Genomic DNA, 19,773 nt, shown 5'->3' with positions numbered 1-19,773 from the left:
GAGAGTGGAGGGGAACGACACTTTAAGCGTGCGTGGGGCCTTTTTGGTTGTGGTGGGGTTGCGGCGGGTCGGGAAGCGGGGGGGGGGGGGGGGGGGGGAGAGCAGGGGGGGCCCCCCCCCCCCCCCCCCCCCCCCCCCCCCCCGCTGCGCAGGGTGCTGACGCAGAAGGCCGAGCTCGGCCTGCTCGACGAGGGCTGGCAGTGCCTGCCCGAGGGCGCCGACCGGCTCCGCCTCGACGACCCCGAGAGCCAGGACATCGCCCTGCGGCTGGCCCGCGAGTCGGCCGTGCTGCTGCGCAACACCGGCGACATCCTGCCGCTGGCGCCCGGCCGGCGGGTGGCCCTCGTGGGGCCGGTCGCCGACGACCCGATGGCGATGCTCGGCTGCTACGCCTTCCCCGCGCACGTGGGCGCCCACCCCGAGCACGGGCTCGGGCTGGAGATCCCCTCGCTGCGCGAGGCCCTGGGTGCGCTGGTGCCCCGCCTCGCCTACGCGCCCGGCTGCGACATCACCGGCGACGACACCTCCGGCATCGCGGCCGCCGCCACGGTCGCCGCCGCCAGCGACGTGTGCGTGCTGGCCGTCGGCGACCGGGCCGGGCTGTTCGGGCGCGGCACCTCCGGCGAGGGCTGCGACGCCACCGACCTGCGCCTGCCGGGCGTCCAGTCCGAGCTCGTCAGGGCCGTGCTCGCCACCGGCACCCCCGTGGTCCTCGTGCTGCTGGCCGGGCGGCCGTACGCGCTGGGCGAGGAGGCGGACGGCGCCGCCGCCATCGTGTACGCGTTCTTCCCCGGCCAGCGCGGCGGCCAGGCGCTGGCCGAGGTGCTCACCGGCGCGGTGAACCCGTCGGGGCGGCTGCCCGTCAGCGTGCCGCGCGACGCGGGCGGCCTGCCGGCCACCTACCTGTCGCCGTGGCTGGGCCGGCGCTCCCAGGTGTCGTCCGTCGACCCCACCCCCGCGTTCCCGTTCGGCCACGGGCTGGGCTACACCACGTTCGAATGGAGCGACGTGACGAAGCTCGCGGAGCCCGGCGAGCCGGCCGCCTGGCCGGTCGACGGCGAGGTGAGCGTCGCGGTCACCGTCCGCAACGCCGGGCCGCGGCCCGGCACCGAGGTCGTCCAGCTCTACCTGCACGACCCGGTCGCGCAGACCACGCGGCCCGTGGTCCGCCTGGTCGGTCACGCCCGCGTGCCGCTGGAGCCGGGCGAGGCCGCCCGCGTGACGTTCGGCGTGCCGGCGGACGTCACCTCGTTCACCGGGGTGCGCGGCAGGCGCATCGTCGAGCCGGGCGAGGTCGAGCTGCGCTTCGCGCGGTCGAGCGCCGACGTGGTCGCGGCCGTGCCGCTGCGCCTGACCGGCGACGTGCGCGAGGTCGGCCACGAGCGGCGGCAGCGGCCACGGGCGCGGATCGAGCGCATCGCACCGGAGGACAGAGGATGAGCAGCACCCCCACGACCGTGAACCCGCCACCGGACACCAGGCAGGCCCGGTCACCCGTCCGCCGCCGCCGGCGGCCCGCCGGCACCTCGACCTCCTGGAGCGGGGCGTTCCGCCGCAACTGGCAGCTGTACTCGCTGGCCATCCTCCCGCTGCTGTTCTTCGCGATCTTCCGGTACGCCCCCATGATCGGCAACGTGATCGCGTTCCGGAAGTTCGAGCCCGGCGGCAGCGTGCTGGGCGAGGAATGGGTGGGCCTGCGCTACGTGAACCTGTTCCTGAACGACCCCACGTTCTGGAACGTCTTCACCAACACCGCGATCCTCGGCGGGCTCACCCTGCTGTTCTGCTTCCCTCTGCCCATCGTGCTGGCGCTGCTGCTCAACGAGGTCCGCAACCGCGGTCTGAAGAGGTTCCTGCAGTCGGTGTCCTACCTGCCGCACTTCCTGTCGATCGTGGTCGTGGCCGGCATCGTCATGCAGACGCTGGCCATCGACGGGCCGGTCAACCAGCTGGTGCGGGCGTTCGGCGACGATCCCATCACGTTCATGCAGAAACCCGAGTGGTTCCGGACGATCTACATCTCGTCGGAGATCTGGCAGACGGTCGGCTGGGGCACGATCCTCTACCTCGCCGCCCTCACCACCATCGACGAGCAGCTCTACGAGGCGGCCAGGATCGACGGCGCCGGCCGGTGGCGCCAGATCTGGCACGTCACCCTGCCCGGCATCCGGCCGACGGCGGTCACCCTGCTGATCCTCAACATCGGCACGTTCATGGCCGTCGGCTTCGAGAAGGTGCTCCTGCTCTACAACCCCCTGACCTATCCGACCGCCGACGTGATCTCCACGTACCTCTACCGGATGGGTGTCGAGTCCAGCAACTTCAGCTACGCCGCCGCGATCGGCCTGTTCGAGGCCCTCATCGGGCTGACCCTGATCCTGTCGGCGAACCTGATCTCCCGTCGAGCAGTGGGGACGAGCCTGTGGTGACACTCGACAGAAACCGGGGCTACCGGGCCTTCCAGGTGGTCAACGCCGTCGTCCTGACCGGCGTGGTGATCGTGACGCTCTATCCGTTCGTCAACATCGTCGCCCGCTCCTTCAGCGAGGAGCGGTACATCCTGTCGGGCGAGGTCAACCTCATCCCGCGCGGGTTCAACCTCACGACGTACCAGATCGTGGTCGCGGACCCGATGTTCTGGACGAACTACCGCAACACCGTGGTCTACACCGTCGTCGCCACCGCCATCGCGATGGTGCTGACCACCTGCTACGCGTACGTGCTGTCCAAGAGGCACCTCAAGGGCAGGACGTTCCTCATCTGGGTCGCCGTCTTCACGATGTTCTTCAACGGCGGCCTCATCCCCAACTACGTGCTGGTCAACAGCCTCGGGCTGACGAACTCCATCTGGGCCATCGTGTTGCCCAACGCGATCAGCGTCTTCAACCTGCTGGTCATGAAGGCCTTCTTCGAGAACCTGCCGAGCGACCTGGAAGAGGCCGCCGCCATCGACGGGCTCAACACCTACGGCATCCTGGGGCGGATCGTGCTGCCGCTGTCGAAGGCGGTCATCGCCACGATGGTGCTGTTCTACGCGGTCTCGTTCTGGAACTCGTGGTTCTCGGCGTTCCTCTACCTCAACAGGACGGAGTTGTTCCCGGTCACCGTCTATCTGCGCAACATCATCGCGGGCGCCACCGGCGCCGAGAACGCCGGCGCGGGCGCGGCGGACCTCACGCAGGTCGCGGCCAACATCCAGTCGGTGACGATCATGCTCACCGTGCTGCCCATCCTCGCGGTCTACCCCTTCGTCCAGCGGTACTTCGTCTCCGGAGTCATGCTCGGCGCGGTCAAGGGTTAGCCTCCTCACGCCTCTACAACCCCCCGGACACGGCAAAGGAACCCCAATGCGCGAACTATCACGGCGTCAGGCGATCATCGGCTTGGGTGCGTTCACCCTCGTCCTCGCCGGCTGCGGCGAGGACGAAGCCCCGAAGCAGAGCGCCCAGTCCGCGAACAAGGCGGGCGCGATGGCCAACTACGGTGTCAGCCAGCAGTTCAAGGCCACCGAGCCGCTGTCGTTCGACGTGCTCTACAACAACCACCCGTTCTACCCGTTGAAGAACGACTGGCTGTTCTGGGAAGAGCTGACCAAGCGCACGAACGTGACGCTCAAGCCGGTCGCGGTGCCGCTGAGCGACTACGAGAAGAAGCGCAGCCTGATGATCGGCGCGGGGGACGCCCCGCTCATCATCCCGAAGACGTACCACCCGCAGGAGGAGGCCTTCGTGGCCTCGGGCGCGGTCCTGCCGGTCAGCGAGTACTTCGACCTGATGCCGAACTTCAAGGACAAGGTCGCCAAGTGGAAGATGGAGCCGGAGCTCGACACGCTCCGGCAGGCCGACGGCCGCATCTACCTGCTGCCGGGCCTGCACGAGAACGTCTGGGTCGACTACACCCTCGCCGTCCGGATGGACATCCTGGAGGAGCTCGACCTGGAGGTCCCGAAGACCTGGGAGGAGCTCTACACTGTCCTCAAGGCCATGAAGGCCAAATACCCCGATCTCTATCCCATGACCGACCGGTTCGGCATCCCCACGCCCGGCGGCAACCTGCTCAAGCTCGTCGCCCAGGCCTACGGCACCAAGGGCGGCTGGGAGTACCAGCACGCCTTCTGGGACGCCACCGCCGGCAAGTTCGTCTACACCGGCGCCATGCCGCAGTACAAGCAGATGATCGAGTACCTGCACAAGCTGGTGAAGGAGAAGCTGCTCGACCCCGAAGCCTTCACCCAGCAGGACGAGCAGGCCGACCAGAAGCTCATCTCCGGCAAGTCGTTCGTGATCAGCACCAACGCGCAGACCCTGGTCAACGAGTTCCGTGGCGCGCTCACGAAGGCCAACCCCGACGCCAGGATCGCCAAGATCCCGGTGCCCATGGGCCCCGTCGGCGACTACAAGATCGGCACCCGGCTCGAGAACGGCGTCATGATCTCCAAGAAGGCGCTGGAGCACAAGAACTTCGTCGCCATGATGCAGTTCGTCGACTGGCTCTGGTACTCCGACCAGGGCCTGGAGTTCGCCAAGTGGGGCGTCGAGGGCACGACGCACACCAAGGACGCCTCCGGCGGCTACAAGCTGGCCGACGACGTCGACTTCGTCGGGCTCAACCCCGACGCCTCCAAGCACCTGCAGAAGGACTTCGGCTTCTCCAACGGCGTGTTCGCCTACGGCGGCCCCACCAAGCTGCTGGAGTCCACCTTCTCCCAGGAGGAGCTGGAGTTCCAGAAGGTGATGAACGCCAGGAAGGCCTGGCCGGTCGATCCGCCCCACCCGCTGAAGGAGGAGGAGCGCGAGCAGGCCACGCTGTGGGAGACGCCGCTGAAGGACTTCGTCACCCAGCAGACGCTCAAGTTCATCCTCGGCGAGCGCGACCTCAGCGAGTGGGACGCCTACGTCAAGGAACTGGAGGGCAACAACATGGCCTCCTACATCAACCTGGTCAACACCGCCTACGAGCGGTTCAAGAAGGAACACGGCTGAGTGGAGCCCGGGCCTTCCCGATGAGCGAAGCGCCCGCGGAGCGGAATCGTCGGATCAGCTAGAACCCACTACCTGACCTGGGGCATCAGGGGTCCGCAGACGTACGGCACATGCCACCGTGTGCCTGTCGCGGCCCCTGAACGCCGTTCCCCGGGTCCGGGGTGTCCCCCGGAAGGCCGGCCGTTCGTCACCTGGATATGAGCGACAACTGCTCCGGCCTTCCGCGTCGAGGCTCCTGGCGCGTGCGCCGTCTCGGGGCCGCGGTTCACACCGCGCAAGACGCTGGGCATCGATCACAGGACGGGTGGACGGACGATGACGCATGCGCAAGAGGTGCCGCTGCAGTTTCGGCGGAACGGGCTCGACCCGGCAGAGGAACTGGCCCAGGCTCGCGACGGCGAGGGTGTGGTGCAGGTGGGGACGGCCTGGGGTCTGCCGGGGTACCTGGTCTGCCGGCATGAGGACGTCCGCGGGGTGCTGGCGGATCCGGCCCGGTTCAGCAGTGCCCTGACGCCGCTTCGCGGAGCGGGTGCGCTGGATCCCGATGAGGTGGCCAGGATGCGTGCCGGGCAGCTGATCGGGTTGGATCCGCCGGAGCACACCCGGCTGCGCCGGATGCTCACTGCCGAGTTCACGGCGCGCCGGATGCGCCGGCTGGAGCCGCGGATCACCGAGATCGTCCAGACCGCTCTGGACGGTCTGGAGGGGGCGGGCAGGCCGGCCGACCTGATGGCGCACTTCGCGCTGCCGGTGCCGTCCCTGGTGATCTGCGAGCTGCTGGGGGTGCCGGATGCCGACCGGTTCGAGTTCCAGGAGCGTTCCACGCGCTTGCTGGATGTTTCCTTGCCGGTGGAGGAGCTGACCGCGGTGCGGCGGGAGGAGCGCGCCTATCTGGCCGGTCTGGTCGCCCGGGCGCAGGCTGATCCGGGCGAGGACATGCTGGGCATGCTGGTGCGCGAGCACGGCGGCGATCTCAGCGCCGACGAGCTCATCGGCGTGGCCGGGCAGTTGCTGCTGGCCGGGCACGAGACCACCTCGAACATGCTGGGGCTGGGCACCCTGGCCCTGCTGCGGCATCCGGACCAGCTCGCGTTGATCCGCGAGGACCCGGCGCTGATCGAGTCCGCCGTCGAAGAGCTGCTGCGGTGGCTGTCCATTTCGCAGGCGCCTCCGCCCCGCTCCACCACGGCCGAGGTGGAGATCGCCGGGCAGGTCATCCCCGCGGGGGCGATGGTGATCTGCTCGCTTCCCGCCGCCAACCGCGATCACGCGTTCGTCGGCGACCCGGACCGGCTCGACGTCACCCGGCAGGCCGCCGGTCATGTCGCGTTCGGCCACGGCGTGCATCACTGTCTCGGGGCGCCGCTGGCCCGGATGGAGATGCGCATCGCCTTCTCCCTCCTGTTCCAGCGGTTCCCCCGTCTCGCCCTGGCCGACCCGTACGAGCAGGTCGACTTCCGGGTCTTCAGCGTCGTGTACGGCGTGAACTCGCTCCGGGTGACCTGGTGAGCCCACCGGTCCGGGGGGTGACGCCGCCCGCGACGACGAACGGATCACCCGGGTGTGGCGAGGACCCGCCGGCGGCGCTCCGGCGATCGCGCCGGGCCCGCTGGACGCGTCGATGGCGCCACCAGGCCGGTGGCGACCGGACGTACCAGCCGGAATTCGTGCCCTCCGCAACCGGCGGACGGCGTGTCCTGAAAGGAGGTGCGGGCGATGCGACGCGATCCCACCTGGGGCTGATGAGGTGATCGCGGTGGAGTGGTGGCGTCTGCAGGCATGCGGGCCACCACCCACCGCGGGGAGCCGGCGCCCGCCCGCGCGGGTTGCCGGAGCGTGGCGGGACCTGCCGCAGTGCGGGTTCGTCGAGGGCGGCCAGGACAGTCGAGTCGGACCGGACGGGATCGATGTACGCCAAAGTGCTCGCGATCGGCGAGTTTCGCGGTTTGTGGCTGGGCGGGTTGTTGTCGCGAGCGGGCAGCCAGCTGGCGCGCGTCGCGCTGGCCGTGCTCGCCTACGAGCGCAGCGGCTCGGCCGCCGTCACCACGCTCGTCTACGCGATGACGTTCGTGCCCGCGCTGGTCGGAGGGCCCGCGCTGGGCTGGCTGGCCGACCGCTACCCGCGGCGCGAGGTCACGATCGCCTGCGATGTGGCCAGGACCGTCCTCATCGGGTTCGTCGCGCTGCCGGGCCTTCCGCTGCCCGCGCTGTGCGCCCTGGTCTTCGCCTCCCAACTGCTCGACTCGCCGGGCAGGGCGGCACGCATCTCGCTGACGCCCGACGTGCTGCCCCGCGAGCTCTACCAGACCGGAGTGGCGGTCCACCAGCTCAGCGACCAGGTCGTGACGCTGCTCGGCTTCGCCGGCGGCGGCATCGTGGTGGCGCTGGCCGGCGCGGAGACGGCCATCCTGATCAACGCGGCCACGTTCGCCGCCGCCGCGTCACTCACCCTGGCCACGGTGCGCCGGCGCCCGGCAGCCGCGGGCAAGCAGCCGATCTCCCTGCTCGGCGGGCTGCGGCTGGTGGCCGGGCATCGCGCGTTGCGCAGCCTGCTCGGCCTGGCCATGCTGTCGGGCTTCCACGTCATCCCCGAGGCGATCGCGGTGCCGTACGCCGCCTCGTTCGGCCTGGGCACCGCGGAGGCGGGGCTCCTCATGGCCGCCCTGCCCGTGGGCAACGTCGTCGGCGTGTTCGTGCTGTCCAGGTTCTTCACCGAAGCGCGGCGGATGGCGCTGATGGCCCCCATGGCGGTGGCGGCCAGTGCGCCGCTGGTGGCCAGCGCGGCGGACCCCGGCTACGTGGCGTTGCTGCTCCTGTGGACGGTGTGCGGGGTGCTCACCGGCTACCAGGTCGCGGCCAACGCGGAGTACGTCAGGATCGCACCGCCGCAGAGCAGGGGACAGGCGGTCGGCCTGGCCTCCTCCGGCATGGTCGCCGCCCAGGGGCTGGGCATCCTGCTCGGCGGCCTCCTCGTCGAAGCGGCCGGACCGGAGCACGGCCTGGCGATCGCCGGCGCCGCCGGGCTGGTCGCGGGAGTGCCGGTGCTGCTGGCCTGGAACAGAGCCACCAAGGCGTCCCCCGGTCCACGTGATCACGATGCTCGCGCCGCTCCGGGGCCGAGGCAGCAGCCTCGTTGAGGCATCGCCGATCTACGCGGGTGCTCGGATGCCCGTCGGCACGTGCTGGACGCATCACATGGCTCAATCGCCGGTCAACGCATCGCGAAAGCTCTGGAATCGTGATGTATACGATGCTGCTGTGGAATCCACGCGGAACGATCGTGACTCGGCCCCGTCTGCCTCATTCTCCATCGCAGGTGAGAGGGCTGTTCCCGGCAGGGAGCAAGCGCGGTTCGGCACGGGGCCGCTCTCGCGCGTCGCCGCGCTGGTCTACACCCTGCTGGTCGTCGAGCTGCTGTTCCTGGTCACCGCCGCGCCAGGGCTGGCGGCGCTCGTCCTGCTCGACCGCGACGCGAGCAACATCCCGCTGGCCGCGCTGTGCGCGCTGCCCGCCGGGCCGGCGCTGTCGGCCGCCCTCTACGCGCTGCGCCACCGCAGGTCCGACCTGACGGACCTGCGTCCCGCGGCGGCGTTCTGGCGCGGTTACCGGGGCAACGTCGCCGGGGTCATGAAGATCTGGGCGCCGTGGCTGGCGGGGCTGGCCGTCGTAGGGACGAACCTGGCGAACTTCGCCGCCGCCGGCGTCCCCGGCTGGTGGGCGGTGCTGCTCGTCGCCGTCGCCGTGGCGGCGGCGCTCTGGGCCGCCGCCGCGCTGGTCATCACCTCGCTGTTCGCGTTCCGGGCGGCCGACGTCGCCCGGCTGGCGTCGTACGCGCTCGTGCGGTTCCCCGGCGTCACCGTGAGCAACCTCTGCCTCCTCGTGGTGGCGGCCGGGCTCACGCTGGTCGCCACCGAGGCGGCGGTGACTCTCCTGGCCGTCGTCTTCGCGGCGGCGCTGCTGCGCAACAGCCGCCCGATGATCGACGAGATCAGGGAGAGGTTCACCGCCTGAGGCGCCGGCGCGTCACGGGATGCGCCGGCCCCGGGCGTCTGGCACCCCCGACTTGCGGAAGAAGTAGGCGTTGACCTGGTCGCGCCACTCCTCCGCGCAGCGGAGCTGCTCGCCGAGCAGCTCCGTCACCCGCGCGTGCAGTGCCGCGTCCCCCGGCTCCGCCCGCTCCCACAGCCGCCGGCTCCCGGCCACCTCCTCGACCCCGGCGAAATGGGTGTCGTAGATGTGCTGGATGACCGTGGTGCCGTCGTGCAGCACGTGACCGTACGGGACGTGGTGGAAGAACAGCAGCAGCTCGTCGGGGCAGGTGCCGGGCGACTCGTAGACGTCGGACCACGGCTGCGGATACTGGCCGGTGAACCCGGTGCCGGACGCGCGGGTGCGGTCGACCCCGACGCCGTCGCGGTCGGCGAAGTGGTACGTGCCCCACGGCGTGTACTCGTAGCCGTCCACGTCAGGGCCGTAGTGGTGCCCGGGACGGACCATGAACCCGACGCCCAGCGGCGCCGTGTAACGCTCGTAGGTGCGCCACGAGCCGTCCATCATCGCGTGCAGCGTGCGCCGCAGCGGACCGGGGTCGCCGCCCTGCGCCGGCGCGAACGTGAGGTCGATCCACTCGTCGAGGAGGGCGTCGGGCTCCAGCCGCGGGTCCCAGGCCAGGCGGCCGAAGGCGTACAGGTTGGCCTGCGCGAGCGGATGGCCCGTCCAGTAGAAGTCGTCGCCGACGTTGGAGACCGCGACCAGGCCGCCGCCGCCGCCCGACGCCCCGACCGCCACGTCCGCCACGCTGCGCCCGGCCCTGTCCCCGGCGGCGTCCCCGGCGGCGTCCCCGTCCTCGCCTGGGCCCCACGGCCTGAACCCGAGCACCTCCTTCCACATCGGCGCCAGGTAGCACACGTGCCGCTGCTGGCCGGTGTACTCCTGCGTCACCTGCAACTCCACCGCCAGCCGGGTGGACGGCATGGCCGCGATCACCGGCGACACCGGCTCGCGCGTCTGGAAGTCCATCGGGCCGTGCTTCACCTGCAGGATCGCGTTGTCCCTGAACCGCCCGTCGAGCGGCGCGAAATGATCGTGGGCGGCGCGGGCGCGATCGGTCGACCGGTCGCGCCAGTCCTGCCGGTGGTTGTAGACGAAGGCCCGCCAGTGCACGACCCCGCCGAACGGGGCCAGGGCGTCGGCGAGCACGTTCGCGCCGTCGGCGTGGCTGCGCCCGTACGCGAACGGCCCGGGCTGGCCTTCGGAGTCGGCCTTGACCACGTACCCGCCGAAGTCGGGGATGGCGGCGTACACGTGCTCGGTGGTGCGCGCCCACCACTCCCGCACCCGCTCGTCGAGCGGGTCGGCGGTGGGCAGCCCGCCGAGCCTCATCGGCGAGGCGAAGGTGACCGACAGGTGCACCCGGATCCCGTACGGGCGCACCTCGTCGGCGATGGCGGCCACGTCGCCGAGCCGGTCGGTCAGGAGGTGGGCCTCCGTGGCGTGCACGTTGACGTTGTTCACCGTGATGGCGTTCACGCCGGTCGCGGCCAGCAGCCGCGCGTAGGCCCGTACCCTGGCCAGGTCGCCGCGGGGGCCGCCGTCCCGCCAGAAGATCGACCCGCCGGAATAGCCGCGCTCGACCTGGCCCATCACCGGATGCACGTCGACGTTGTCCCAGTGGTCGAGCATGCGCCGGCGCGCCGCGGGCCGGTGCGGCTCTGCGGGGCGCTCGCCCGCGAACGCCTCCTCGCCCAGCCTGACCACGTGGAACAGCCCGTAGAGCAGGCCGGCCGGATCGCCGGCCAGCACCACGGTGACGCCGTCGCGGCGGGCGAGCAGGTAGCCCTCCTCGCCGATGGCGGACCCGCCCTGCCCAGCCAGGACTTCCCACGCGGCTGCGAGCGCGCGGGCCACTGAGGGGCCCACTGAGGGGCCCGCGGAGGTGACGGCCGGGGGAGCCGCGCTTGAGAGCGCGAGCACGAGGTCGGGGGAGCCCGCCGCGTCCTGCTCCAGGGAGCCGCCGTGCCGGGCGCAGGCGTGCCCGACCTCCGCGCGTACGGTGCCGGTGAGGAGCCCGTCGCCGAGCACGAGGACGCGGCGCGCGCCGACCGCGCGGAACGCGCCGGGGGGAAGCCACGCGGGATGGACGTCCGCCAGTTCGGGAATGCTCACGTGTTCCTCTGTCCGCTCAACGATGGGCTGATCCGTCCGCGAATCTACCGAAAACAGATCACCCGGCGCCGCCGGGACGTCGCCCTCGACACGCGGGAGGCCGAGCGAGGTCCCCGCCTGACCGGCGGTTCCCGCGGCGCCGCCTCTTCCTTCGATGAGCGTCAAGGCATATAAGTAAGTATCTAGTTCGTTCGTTGATCGATGCGCCAGGAAGGTGAGAAGCCCATGCTCGCCACCGGCCAAGGCATGCCACGCCCTCTCGGCCGCCGCTCCGCGAGCCCTTCACCGGCGCTCGCGACGGTCTGTCTCTCCGGCACCATCGAGGACAAGCTCGCGGCCGCCTCCGCGGCGGGCTTCAGCGGGATCGAGATCTGTGAGGGCGACCTCATCGTGTCGAACTGGTCGCCGGGCCGGATCCGGCAGGAGTGCGCCGACCTCGGCCTGACGATCCATCTCTACCAGCCGTTCCATGACTTCGAGGCAGCACCGCCCGCGACTTTCGAGGCGAATCTGCGGCGGGCGGAGCGGAAGTTCGACGTGCTGGAGCAACTCGGCGCCACCACGATGGCGATCTGCTCGACGACGTCCATGGCGGCCATCGACGACGACGACCGCGCCGCGCAGCAGCTCCACACGCTGGCGGGCAGGGCCGCCCGGCGTGGCCTGCGTATCGCCTACGAGGGCCTGGCGTGGGGCCGGTTCGTGAACACCGTCGACCACGCCTGGCAGATCGTCCGGCGAGCCGACCATCCCGCGCTCGGCTTATGCCTGGACAGTTTCCACGTGTTCGCCCGCGGTGAGGACCCCGCCACGATCCGGGCCGTGCCCGGGTCGAAGGTGTTCCACCTGCAGCTCGCCGACGCACCGCGGCTGAACATGGACGTGCTGGAGTGGAGTGAGCACCACCGTTTGTTCCCCGGGCAGGGCGCTTTCGATCTGGCCGGCTTCGTCGGCCATGTCCTGGCCACCGGATACGACGGCCCGCTCTCGGTCGAGGTGTCCAACGACGTCTGCCGGCAGGCGGATCCCCGGCACGTCGCCGTCGACGCGATGCGCTCGCTGCTCTCGCTGGAGGAGACGGTCGGAACGGCCGGCCCGGCGGCGGTTCGTGAGCGCGTTCGGCTGGCCGATCTGCCGCCGGCTCCGCACCTCGGCGGTCACGTGTTCACCGAACTCGCCGTGGATGAGGTCTCCGGCCCTGTCCTCGCGCGGGCGCTCACCGCGCTCGGATTCACCCATACCGGCCAGCATCGCTCCAAGCCGGTCCAGCTGTGGTCGCAGGGCACGATCCGGCTTCTGCTGAACTTCGCCCCGCAGCGGACGGTGCCGCCGGGCACTGCGGCCATCTGCGCGCTGGCCGTGGAGAGCGCCGACCCGGCCGGTTCGGTCCGGCGCGCTGAGCGGCTGCTTGCGCCCGTGCTGCCCCGAGTCCGCCGGAGGGAGGAGGCCGATCTCGACTCCGTGGCGGCCCCCGGCGGAACGGCCGTCTTCTTCTGCCGCACCGGCGGCGACGACAACTGGCTCGACGATTTCGCCCCCACCGGCCGCGTGGACCGCGGCGACGGTCTGTTGACCGGGACGGACCATGTCTCGCTCACCGAGTCGGTCGATGACTTCGACCAGACCGCGCTCTTCTATAGCGCTGTGCTCGGCCTCCAGGCGACGCAGACCACCACGCTGCCCGCGCCGTTCGGGCTGATGCACAGCCGGGCCGCGACCGACCCGGAGCAGCGCGTCCGGATCGGTCTCAACACCGCGCCGCTACGGCGGGGCGACTGGTCGCCGGCGGTGCCGAACCCGCAGCACATCGCCTTCGGCACCGACGACGCGATCGCCGGCGCGCAGGCGTTGCGGGCACTCGGCGCGCCGCTGCTGAGGATCCCCGACAACTACTACGACGACCTCGACGCCCGCCTGGCGCTGCCACCACGACTTCTTGCGGCGATGAGGCGGCATTCCCTGCTCTACGACCGCGATCAGCACGGCGAATACCTGCACTTCTACACCGAGATGCTCGGCGCGCGAATCTTCTTCGAAGTGGTGCAGCGCGTCGGTGGGTATTCCGGCTACGGCGCTCCGAACAACGCGGCGGTGCGCATGGCCGCCCACCGCAGGCGGCGGCTGACCAGTCTGAGGGAGCCGTCCGCCCCCGCCGGCGGTGACCACGCGCACGACTATTCGCTGGCGCATCTGACGGCGCTGAGCCTGTCTCCGCCCGACCTGGTGAGCGCCGCCGCTGACGCAGGCTATCGGTACGTGGGCCTGCGCATGACCAGGGTCACTCCGCACGAGCCGCACCATCCCCTCGCCACCGACCCGGCCCTGATGAGGGCGACCAAGGTCCGTCTCGCGGCCACGGGGGTCGAGGTGCTCGACATCGAGCTCGCCCGGATCCCGCCCGAGGCCGACCCCGCGGACTTGCTGCGCTTCCTGGAAGCCGGCGCCGAGCTCGGTGCCCGCCACGTCATCTGCCAGCTCCCGGACCCGGACTTCGCCCGCAAAGCCGACCGGTTCGCACGACTGTGCGAACTGGCCGGGCCGCTCGGCCTCACCATCGATCTCGAATTCCCGTCGTGGACCCAGACCGGCGACCTCACGCAGGCCGTACGCGTCCTGCGTGAGACCCGCCGGCCCAACGCGGGCATCCTGATCGACCTGATTCACTTCGCACGCTCCGGCTCCAGCGTGGCCGAGCTGCGTGATCTGCCATCCGAGTGGTTCCGTTTCGCCCACGTCTGCGATGCCCCGGCCGAGGCGCCGGACACCCAGGAGGAGGTCGTCCATGCCGCGCGCTTCGAGCGCCTGTTCCCCGGCGAGGGCGGCCTCGACGTGCACGGCATCCTCGGCGCCCTGCCGCCCGGGATCCCGTACGCCCTGGAGATCCCCCGGGCCACCCTCGTGGCCCAGGTGGGCGCCAAGGAGCATGCCCGCCTGGCGATCACCGCGGCGCGCCGTCACCTCGACGTGGCCGCCCGGCGGACGGGCCCCACAGAGGCGGCATAGACGATCAGCAGATATGGCAACGTAACTCACTAGTACGTACATTAGTGCTGCCGGGTTTGAGTCCTGGCTGTCTACGGGCCCGCGCCGGCGCTCACGCGTCTGTCGCACCTGCTGGAAAGGGAGACGTGATGGATTCGTTCCTGGTGGGGTTGATCGGCTCGGGCATCGGCCCCTCCTTGAGCCCGCCGCTGCACGAGCAGGAGGCCGTGCACCACGGTTTGCACTACGTCTACCGGCTGCTCGACATCGATCGCGTGGGTGGTGACCTGGGCGAGCTGGTCCGCACGGCGCGGCGGTTCGGCTACGACGGGCTCAACGTCACCCACCCCTGCAAGCAGGCCGTCATCCCGTTCCTGGATGAGCTGTCGCCGGACGCCCGCATGCTCGGCGCGGTCAACACCGTGGTGTTCGACGGCGATCGGGCCATCGGCCACAACACCGACTGGACAGGCTTCGCCGAGTCGTTCGCCCGCGGCCTGCCCGACGCGCCGACCAGCCGGATCGTGCAGCTCGGCGCCGGGGGAGCGGGGGCCGCGGTGGCGCACGCCATGCTCACCATGGGAGCCGACCGGATCACCGTCGTCGACGCCGACGTGGCGCGGGCTCGCGCCCTCGCTGGTGAGCTGGCCGCCCGGTATGGCGCCGGGCGCGCCCGCTTCGCGGCCCAGGCCGAGCTGCCGGAGCAGCTGGAGCGGGCGGAGGGACTGGTGCACGCGACCCCGACCGGCATGGCCCGCCATCCGGGCCTGCCGCTGCCTGCCGAGTTGCTCCACCCCCGGCTGTGGGTGGCCGACATCGTCTACCGGCCGCTGGAGACCGAGTTGCTCAAGCAGGCCAGGGCGCTCGGCTGCCGCACGCTGGACGGCGGCGGCATGGTCGTCTTCCAGGCCGTGCACGCGTTCAGGCTGTTCACCGGCAGGGAGCCGGACGCCGAGCGGATGCTCGCCCACCTGACCGACCTGATCGCCGTCTGAAGAGGAGAAAGCGTGCGCAAGTCCATCGCCACCGTGTCCGTGAGCGGCACGCTGGCCGAGAAGCTGGAGGCCATCGCAGCCGCCGGGTTCGACGGGGTGGAGATCTTCGAGAATGATCTGCTGGCCAGTCCCCTGCCGCCGGAGGAGGTGCGGGCCAGGGCCGCCGACCTCGGCCTCGGCATCGACCTCTACCAGCCCTTCCGCGACTTCGAGGCGGTGGACGCCGGCACGCTGGCGCGCAACCTGCGCCGGGCCGAGCACAAGTTCCGGGTGATGGAGCGGCTCGGCGCGGACCTGCTGCTGGTCTGCTCGAACGTCTCGCCCGACGCGATCGCCGGGGACGAACAGGCGGCCGAGCAGCTCCGGCTGCTGGCCGAGCGGGCCGCCGGCCACGGCATCCGCATCGCCTACGAGGCGCTGGCCTGGGGCCGGCATGTCAGCGAGTACCTGCACGCCTGGCGCGTCGCGCGGTTGGCCGACCATCCCGGCCTTGGCGTGTGCCTGGACAGCTTCCACATCCTCTCGCGCGGTTCCGACCCCATCGGCATCGAGGCCATCCCCGGCGACAAGATCTTCTTCCTGCAGCTCGCCGATGCACCCCCGCCCGCCATGGACGTGCTGCAATGGAGCCGCCACTACCGCTGCTTCCCCGGGCAGGGCACCTTCGACCTGACCGGGCTGGTGGCCAGCGTGCTGCGCGCGGGCTACACCGGGCCGCTGTCGCTGGAGGTGTTCAACGACGTCTTCCGCCAGGCGTCGGCGGAGCGCACCGCGCTGGACGGCATGCGCTCGCTGATCGCCCTGGAGCAGAGCCTGCGCGGCGAGACGCATCCGGCCGCCCCCACGGGGTTCGCCTTCGCCGAGCTGTCCGGCACAGGGCCGGTGGGCAGGCTGCTGGGCGTGCTCGGCTTCGCGCGCACGGGCACGCACCCCACCAAGCCGGTCGAGCTGTGGGAGCAGGGCGGCGCGCGGCTGCTGCTCAGCGCCGCCACCACCACCACCGCCACCACCACCACCGCCACCGGCCCCGCGCTCATCGCCATCGGCCTCGACAGCCCCGATCCGGCCGGCGCGGCCGAGCACGCCGAGTCGCTGCTCTCGCCGGTGCTGCCCCGCGAGCGCGCCCCCGAGGAGGCCAAGCTGGAAGCGGTGGCCGCGCCGGACGGCACCGAGATCTTCTTCTGCGACCAGGCCTGGCTCGCCGACTTCGCCCCGGCCGGGCCGGTGCCGGGCCCGGTCACCGGCATCGACCACGTCGCGCTCGCCCAGCCGTGGCACCACTTCGACGAGGCACAGTCGTTCTACCGCAGCGTGCTGGGCCTGCGCCCGCAGGAGAGCCTGGAGGTGCCCGACCCGTACGGGATGTTGCGCAGCAAGGCCATGTCGGGGCCCGGCGGCGCCGTGCGCATGGTGATGAACATCGCCCAGGTGGGGGCCGACCACCTCCCGCGGCAACACGTCGCGCTGGCCTGCGACGACGTCGTGGCCGTCGCCCGGAGGCTGAGGAGCGAGCATCCCGGCCTGCTCCTGCCCATCCCGGGCAACTACTACGACGACCTGGAGGCGCGCCACGAGGCCGATCCCGAGCTGCGCCGCCTCGGCGTGCTGTACGACCGGGACGAGCACGGCGGCGAGTTCCTGCACCTGTACACCGTCACGGTGGGGCGGGTCTTCTTCGAGCTCGTGCAGCGCGCCGGCGGCTACCAGGGCTACGGCGCCGCCAACGCCCCCATCCGGCTCGCCATGCAACATGCGGCAGGTCACTAGGATGGGCTGGTGACCTCTCAGCCCGCCGCCCCCGAACGCCAGCGGGACCCTGACCGCACCAAGGCGGAGATCCTCGTGGTCGCGCAGCAGGAGTTCGCCCGCCACGGCTACGCGGGGGCGCGGGTCGATGAGATCGCCGCCCGCATGCGGACCACCAAGCGCATGATCTATTACTACTTCGGCAGCAAGGAACGGCTCTACATCGCCGTCCTGGAGAAGGCCTACGCCGAGGTGCGCGAGATGGAGCGGGCCATCGAGGTGGAGCACCTGGCTCCGCTGGAGGCCATCCGCACGCTGGCCGAGCTGACCTTCGACCACCACGACCTGCACCGCGAATTCATCAAGCTGGTGACGATCGAGAACATCCACCAGGCCGAGCACATCCGCAAGTCACCGGCGCTGGCCGGCCTGGGCACGCCCGTGCTCGACCTCATCGAGACGATTCTCGACGCGGGCACGGTGAGCGGCGACTTCGTCACCGACGCCGACGCCATCGACGTGCACATGCTGATCAGCTCGTTCTGCTTCTTCCGGGTGGCCAACCAGCACACCTTCGGAGCGCTGTTCGGGCGCGACATGACCGCGCCCGAACACCGTGGCCGGCTGCGGCGGATGGTGGGGGACGCGGTCGTGGCCTATCTGCGCGGCGCGGGCGCCTGATCCCGGCCGGCGGGCCCTGGCTCGTGATCGCCGGCCGTGACCCGCCGGTGCCCGCACGTTTCCCGCTCCTGAGCCCCGACGTCGCGCCGATCAGCCCGTGACCTCGACCTTCCCGGTCGGGCGCGGGCTGTGGCAGTCGTTGAAGAAATACTCCCCCGGTTTCGTGAAGGTGTATTGGAACGACTCGCCCGGCCTGAGCCGTACATCGAACAGTCCCTCGAAGAACTGGGTGGCCCCGTGCACGTGCACGTTGTCCGGCGGGTTGACGAACGTCACCGTGGTCCCCGCCGGCACCCGCAGGTGGGTGGGCGCCATGGCGTTCACGGCCGTGGACTCGACCGCGCCCACCTGCCCGCCGGCGTAGACGCGGGCGAGCACGACCGTGTCGTTCACGACGGACCCGTCCACCGGCCCGCCTGAGACCGGCCGGCGCACCACGGGCGGGGGCGGCGCGGTGGCAGGGGACACCCGTCCGCCGAGCTTGAAAGCCCACAGGTGGTCGCCGCGCGGAGCGGAGTTGCCGTAGGGGATGCCCGTGCCGCCGGCGTAGACGGCGACGTACTGCTCGCCGTCCACCTCGTACGCGATGGGGCTGCTGCTGATGGCCGCGCCGGTCTGCCAGCGCCACAGCTCGCGGCCGTCGCGGGCGTCCAGGCAGAGCAGGTTGCCGTCGGGCTGGCCGATGAACAGCAGATCGGAGGCGGTGGTGAGGATGCCGTTGCCGTGCGCCAGCGAGTAGGGCAGGTTCTTCTTCCAGCGCACCCGGTTGGTGGAGGGGTCCACCGCCACGACGCCGCCGGTCATGTACTCGCCCGGCGGGCGCAGCCCGTTGGAGGACTCGGTGAGGGAGTGGGCGGCGGCCACGTACCCGAAGCCGGTGTAGACGAGCCCGGTGCTGTGGCTGTAGGACTGGTGGCTCCAGTCGGCGCCGCCGCCGTGGCCGGGGATGGTGAGGATCGGCTCGTCCCAGTGCGGCGTGTACAGCGCGCCGATGGTGTAGTTCGGCACCGCTCGGTGCGGGAGACCGGGCAGTTGCGTGCCCAGCGGCTGCCACACCGGCTTCAGCTCCGTCCAGCCGCCCTGGCGTGGGAAGGGCTGCGTCGGCCACGTCTTCTGCCGCGGCTCCTGCGGCACGGGCAACTCGTCGATGCCGAGAGGGGCGGAGCCGTCGGCCCGGTCGAGGATGTAGTACATGCCGGTCTTGCTGCCGTACACGACGAGCTTGCGCATCCGGCCGCGCACGCGGGCGTCCACCAGCACCGGCGCCATGACGTTGTCCATGTCCCAGATGTCGTGGTGGACGGACTGGAAGTGCCAGCGGTGGGCGCCGGTCTTCAGATCCATGGCCACGATCGAGTTGGCGAACAGGTTCTGCCCGCCGCGCTCGGAGCCGTCCTGCGACGACCTGCTGCCCCTGGCGTTGCCGAACGTCCAGTAGACCAGGCCGAGCTCGGCGTCGATCGCGCAGTGCATCCACGGTGTCGCGCCGCCGGCCTGCCAGGAGTCGCCCTCCCAGGTGCCGCCGCCGACCTCGCCTGGAGCCGCGGTGCCCCAGAAGTGCCAGACCAGGTCGCCGGTCCCGGCGTCGAAGGCGAGGGCCGCGCCGCGAGGCCCGTCGTTGGTGCCGCAGTAGAGCATGCCGTCGTGGTAGGTGACGGCCACCTTCTCCAGGTTGCCGTAGCCGTTGTGCTGCCGTTCCCAGAGAACCCGGCCGGTGCGCTGGTCGAGGGCGATCAGCCAGTTGCCGTTGGCGCAGGTGTACACCTTGCCGGCGCCGACCGCGACGCCGCGGCGGGTGACCGCGCCGCGCGTCTGCTCGTACTTCCATATCGTCGCCCCGGTACGGCCGTCCACCGCGACGACGTTGCCCAGCGCCGATTCGATGTAGAGAACGCCGTCCACGGCCACCGTGGAGCTCTGGCTGTTGCCGGATGCCAGGCCGCCCTCGATGTTGTTCACCCACGCGGCGCGCAGCCGTCTGATGGTGCCACGGTGAAGGTCGCGCAGCCGGCTGTGGTTCTGATTGGCCAGGTTTCCGCCGATCTTCGGGAAATCCCGATCGGAGCGCTTGGTGGCTGCCGATGCCGGGGCCTGCCCGGCTCCCGCAAGGGCGACGGCGGCAACGGCGCCCGCGAGTAACTCTCTGCGACGAACCATGAGCATCCCCTAACGTTCCATTCTGTGGACTCTTGTATCCGTGTGATGCATAGATCGCGTCTCAT

13 protein-coding genes are annotated in these 19,773 nt (G+C 71.0%); 11 read left to right on the top strand and 2 right to left on the bottom strand.

What is annotated here, in order from left to right; all coding sequences use genetic code 11:
* The first annotated feature begins 153 nt into the window (after positions 1–153).
* From ACZ6SA_RS16825 to ACZ6SA_RS16795, 7 genes are all read left to right on the top strand, one after another.
* Positions 154–1,440 (top strand): glycoside hydrolase family 3 C-terminal domain-containing protein, encoded by a 1,287-nt coding sequence (locus tag ACZ6SA_RS16825; RefSeq protein ID WP_465828750.1) that lies wholly within the window; start codon positions 154–156, stop codon positions 1,438–1,440.
* Positions 1,437–2,429, top strand: a complete 993-nt coding sequence (locus ACZ6SA_RS16820) for an ABC transporter permease (RefSeq protein ID WP_347644363.1) — start codon at positions 1,437–1,439, stop codon at positions 2,427–2,429. Before ACZ6SA_RS16825 ends, ACZ6SA_RS16820 begins: the two co-directional genes overlap by 4 nt.
* On the top strand, positions 2,426–3,301 hold the full coding sequence (locus ACZ6SA_RS16815; protein WP_465828747.1) for a carbohydrate ABC transporter permease: 876 nt from the start codon (positions 2,426–2,428) through the stop codon (positions 3,299–3,301). Before ACZ6SA_RS16820 ends, ACZ6SA_RS16815 begins: the two co-directional genes overlap by 4 nt.
* A 46-nt stretch (positions 3,302–3,347) precedes the next feature.
* A complete protein-coding gene (locus ACZ6SA_RS16810; RefSeq protein ID WP_465828745.1) occupies positions 3,348–4,982 on the top strand; it encodes an ABC transporter substrate-binding protein in 1,635 nt (544 codons plus the stop codon).
* 315 nt (positions 4,983–5,297) lie between these two features.
* The gene (locus ACZ6SA_RS16805; RefSeq protein ID WP_465828743.1) at positions 5,298–6,491 is read left to right on the top strand and encodes a cytochrome P450; all 1,194 of its coding nucleotides are present in this window, start codon (positions 5,298–5,300) and stop codon (positions 6,489–6,491) included.
* Between the two features lie 398 nt (positions 6,492–6,889).
* The gene (locus tag ACZ6SA_RS16800; RefSeq protein WP_465828741.1) at positions 6,890–8,119 is read left to right on the top strand and encodes an MFS transporter; all 1,230 of its coding nucleotides are present in this window, start codon (positions 6,890–6,892) and stop codon (positions 8,117–8,119) included.
* A 121-nt stretch (positions 8,120–8,240) separates the two neighbouring features.
* Positions 8,241–8,993: a hypothetical protein gene (locus tag ACZ6SA_RS16795; protein ID WP_465828739.1), complete on the top strand. Its 753-nt coding sequence runs from the start codon at positions 8,241–8,243 to the stop codon at positions 8,991–8,993.
* A gap of 12 nt (positions 8,994–9,005) precedes the next feature.
* Here ACZ6SA_RS16795 and ACZ6SA_RS16790 read toward each other — a convergent pair whose 3' ends face one another.
* Positions 9,006–11,147, bottom strand: coding sequence for an alpha-glucuronidase (locus tag ACZ6SA_RS16790; protein ID WP_465828737.1), 2,142 nt, complete (start codon positions 11,145–11,147; stop codon positions 9,006–9,008).
* Positions 11,148–11,372: 225 nt separating this feature from the next.
* Between ACZ6SA_RS16790 and ACZ6SA_RS16785 the strand changes: the two genes are divergently transcribed.
* The 4 genes from ACZ6SA_RS16785 (at position 11,373) to ACZ6SA_RS16770 (ending at position 17,551) form a co-directional block, all read left to right on the top strand.
* Positions 11,373–14,150 (top strand): TIM barrel protein, encoded by a 2,778-nt coding sequence (locus ACZ6SA_RS16785; RefSeq protein ID WP_465828735.1) that lies wholly within the window; start codon positions 11,373–11,375, stop codon positions 14,148–14,150.
* A gap of 128 nt (positions 14,151–14,278) precedes the next feature.
* On the top strand, positions 14,279–15,124 hold the full coding sequence (locus tag ACZ6SA_RS16780) for a shikimate dehydrogenase (protein WP_465828733.1): 846 nt from the start codon (positions 14,279–14,281) through the stop codon (positions 15,122–15,124).
* A 12-nt stretch (positions 15,125–15,136) separates the two neighbouring features.
* A complete protein-coding gene (locus ACZ6SA_RS16775) occupies positions 15,137–16,891 on the top strand; it encodes a bifunctional sugar phosphate isomerase/epimerase/4-hydroxyphenylpyruvate dioxygenase family protein (protein WP_465828731.1) in 1,755 nt (584 codons plus the stop codon).
* A gap of 9 nt (positions 16,892–16,900) precedes the next feature.
* Positions 16,901–17,551, top strand: coding sequence for a TetR/AcrR family transcriptional regulator (locus ACZ6SA_RS16770; protein WP_347650138.1), 651 nt, complete (start codon positions 16,901–16,903; stop codon positions 17,549–17,551).
* A 90-nt stretch (positions 17,552–17,641) separates the two neighbouring features.
* On the opposite strand, the gene ACZ6SA_RS16765 is transcribed toward ACZ6SA_RS16770, so the two are convergent.
* Positions 17,642–19,708: an outer membrane protein assembly factor BamB family protein gene (locus tag ACZ6SA_RS16765; RefSeq protein ID WP_347650137.1), complete on the bottom strand. Its 2,067-nt coding sequence runs from the start codon at positions 19,706–19,708 to the stop codon at positions 17,642–17,644.
* Between the last annotated feature and the right edge of the window lie 65 nt (positions 19,709–19,773).

This window comes from Nonomuraea sp. NPDC049378 (assembly GCF_055586745.1).
This window is presented reverse-complemented; position numbering and strand designations above follow the sequence as displayed.